The sequence below is a fragment of the Candidatus Aminicenantes bacterium genome (assembly GCA_011049425.1).
Classification (GTDB): Bacteria; Acidobacteriota; Aminicenantia; order UBA2199; family UBA2199; genus UBA876.
Window position 1 is genome coordinate 1 of sequence record DSBM01000160.1, and the last position, 3,066, is coordinate 3,066.

Genomic DNA, 3,066 nt, shown 5'->3' on the forward strand with positions numbered 1-3,066 from the left:
ATATGACTCAGATACCACCAATCTACCCGGTCCAACGGCCCGAAATAGCATTCGTCCGGGTTTGTCCGACGCCGCTCAGATAAATTGACCAGTTGGAATCAGTAAAAGTGACACACTTGGCGAAGGCATGGGGCGGTGGTTTTGGTTGTGTCATTTAGCGAAGCAAATCAGCCGTCGTCGTGTGGGCATGTGGGTAACGCGGAGGCGCCGCAGGCGCCGGAGCGTTATCCAAGCGAAGGTGGGCAGGTTCGCCGTTTTTTGGCGAAGCTGTCCACCGGAGCGGCATGTCCACACGATGATGATGTTTTTGATGCGCGACGAAAGGGGAAGGAACGATTAGGCCTCTGAGCTCAGTCGGGGTCTGATGCCAACACAGCTTTTCATGTTGACCACGTGGCTGTTTTCGGTCAGGCGATCGATGAGAGCCGCGGTTAATTGGCTATTTTTAAGGAAGGCATTCCACTCTGAAAATCCCAGATTCGAGGTGATCAAATTTGACTTTTTCTTGTGCCGCCTCTGCATCAGGGTAAAGAACAGCCCGACCTGGACCGGCTCCACTTCCACATACCCGATCTCATCGATGTAGAGGCAGTCATAGGAGGAGTAGCGCTGGAGCACCTGCTTTTCCGTGTGGTCTGCGACAGACTGGTATAGCTCCGTGACGAGATCAGCGAACAGGATGTACTTGCCTGTGTAGCCATGGTTAATGGCGTGGACAAGAAAGCTGGTGGCAAGGCCGGACTTGCCCACCCCCGTGGGACCGAGCCAGATGATGCCCTGGTGGTTTTTCATGAACGTCAGAGTGTCATAGAGGGCCATGATCATTTTTTTGTTGAGTTTGGGTTGCCGGTCGAAAGGATAGGTTTCAATGACGAACGGTTCCGGAAGGTTGGCTCGCTTAAGCCTCATCATGCGGGCGTTGTCCTGCTTGATCCGGAACTCTTCGGTGAAGATGTGGGTGAGCAGCTGAGCGTGGGACCACCGCTTGGAAGCGGCCATCTTGAGAGAGTCATCCCAATGCGCCAGAAGCCCTCCCAGACGCAGGTATTTCAACTTCCTGGCCAGTTCCTCATCCATGGTCTTCGCCCTTCAATAGATCGTCGTAGATCGATAAATTGGGCGGATCGGTGAGATACCCTTCTTGATAGGCCTCCCGGTCTCGAAACCTCTCATCCACCTCAACGGAAAGCAGTTTGTCCTCACCCTGACTCATGCAAAGCACGGCAATGCGCTCGATCGTCTCAAGGCTTGTGATTTTGTATTTGTGGGCGCGCTCGATGCTCCGGATGAACAACGCCGGCGTCATCTTCTGGCTGATGGCGAAAAGCTTTCTGATCATCCCATGGCGCTCAAGGCCTTTGGGTTTGAGGACGAAATCCAGATAGGCGCCGACCCCCTGGCCCATGGCACGCAAACGGAGTTCTTCCTGCTGTGTGGGCTGCTGGCGATGGCGCGGAGCGTGAGGGGGCGGCGGCTGTCCCTCAGGGCTAAACCGTTGGTGTTTCACGCCACTGGCCGGCAACCGGTAATCGAGGGGGCTTTCTTCTTTCGCGTAGATCGTCAACCGGTGGCTGTATTCCAATATTTTGACCTCGCCCCGTTTTGTTCCAGGCACCCAATAGTGGTTGCCATCAAAGGAGGCGAAGCCATATTCGTCTGTGCCGCGGTGGTGGGCCATGTAAGGCGGCGGGATATGGGGCGTGAGCTTGATCAGATAGGGGCGCTCATACTCAAAGATCTGGGCCGGAATGATCTTTGTTTCTCCCTGTGGTCGTTGTTCCATGCGCACCGTGGACCACTCCAATGCTTGCCGGTTCAAATCCTCCAGATTCTGAAAAACGCGGCCAGGAAAGAAATTGGTCTCGACCGTCCAGAAACTCCGTTCCTCCCCCGCCTTGCGGTTGGCGTGGCCTTTTTCATGGCAGACAAATTGAAATCCATACTGTTTGGCGAAGGCTTCCATTTCCGGAACCATAACCGCCTCTCGTCCCGTTCCCCGTAGCCGCGCCAGATTCGTGTTGTCAATAATGCATTGCGCCGCAGAATAACCCCAGAACATCAGCGCCTCGTGAAAAAAACATTTCATCTTGAAACGGTTGAAGGCGCAGTAAAATTTCAGGTAGCGCCGTTTCGAATAGCGAAGGTAGAGAAGGCTGCCCACCACGCGCGTTGGCTTGTCCCCCAACTTGAGTTGGTAGGGGCTGGTATCGTGTTGGAACTCGGCGCCCGGTTCATCCGGCACCCGCTCGCACCGGGCTTTGACGTCCGTGTTGATCCCCAGATCCCGCAGCATCCGCGTCAAGGTGGGATAGGTCACTCTGATTCCCTCTTCTTCCACCAGCTTCTCGTGCACCCGCTGAATCCACCCCTCGCAGTCCCCGTAGAGACGACGCAAAAGATCCGCATCGATCCTGATCTTGTCGCGGCGCGTCGTATGCGGCATCTCGCCCTTCTGCTCAATAATCGCCGCCACCGTATTGTGGCTGGTGTCCATCAGGCGGGCGATCTCGCGAAGGCCCTTTCCTTCCTGATGCAGCAGATAAATCGCCTTACGCTTGTCCGGTTCGATCATGAAGTTTCTTCAGCGCCTCGACAAAGGCGCTCTCCCGGCTCAAGATTCCACCCGTCAATAAATTCGCCTGAACATGAAACGCCCGGCTTTCCAGCCGCCGGTCATGGCTCTTCCCCATCACCCGTTGCATATATTTTTGCGTGATCTCCAAATCTTTGAGCAACGTCCGCTCGAACTCATTGCACCCCTCCGCCGCCTCCGGAACTTCCCTCATCCGTTTCAAGGGCAAGGCGATGTGGCCACGCCGGATCTCGTCTCGAAACGATTCCGGACCCCGGAAGTACCCGTTGGCCAACTGCTCGATCTCCCGCACGCTTAAGTTTTTCCCGCTTAACACCTCCACAAAGTCCTCAATCTCACTTTTCTTGCCCCCGTTCATGCGCATGAACGGACGCAGCGTGTACATGTACGCGTAGACCGGAAACGCCCCGGCGAACAACCTCTCCCGTATCTTCGGCCCCATCTCCCCAATAAGACCCGATCGCATCGACACC

3 protein-coding genes are annotated in these 3,066 nt (G+C 55.5%); all 3 read right to left on the minus strand.

From position 1 onward, the window contains the following. Positions 1 to 336 precede the first annotated feature (336 nt). The 3 genes from ENN40_11430 to ENN40_11440 are packed head-to-tail and all read right to left on the minus strand — an operon-like array spanning position 337 to position 3,035. A complete protein-coding gene (locus tag ENN40_11430; GenBank protein HDP95954.1) occupies positions 337 to 1,077 on the minus strand; it encodes a hypothetical protein in 741 nt (246 codons plus the stop codon). Continuing rightward, complete coding sequence (locus ENN40_11435; GenBank protein HDP95955.1) at positions 1,070 to 2,572, minus strand: helix-turn-helix domain-containing protein; 1,503 nt, start codon at positions 2,570 to 2,572, stop codon at positions 1,070 to 1,072. Before ENN40_11435 ends, ENN40_11430 begins: the two co-directional genes overlap by 8 nt. After that, positions 2,550 to 3,035: a hypothetical protein gene (locus tag ENN40_11440; protein HDP95956.1), complete on the minus strand. Its 486-nt coding sequence runs from the start codon at positions 3,033 to 3,035 to the stop codon at positions 2,550 to 2,552. Before ENN40_11440 ends, ENN40_11435 begins: the two co-directional genes overlap by 23 nt. Between the last annotated feature and the right edge of the window lie 31 nt (positions 3,036 to 3,066).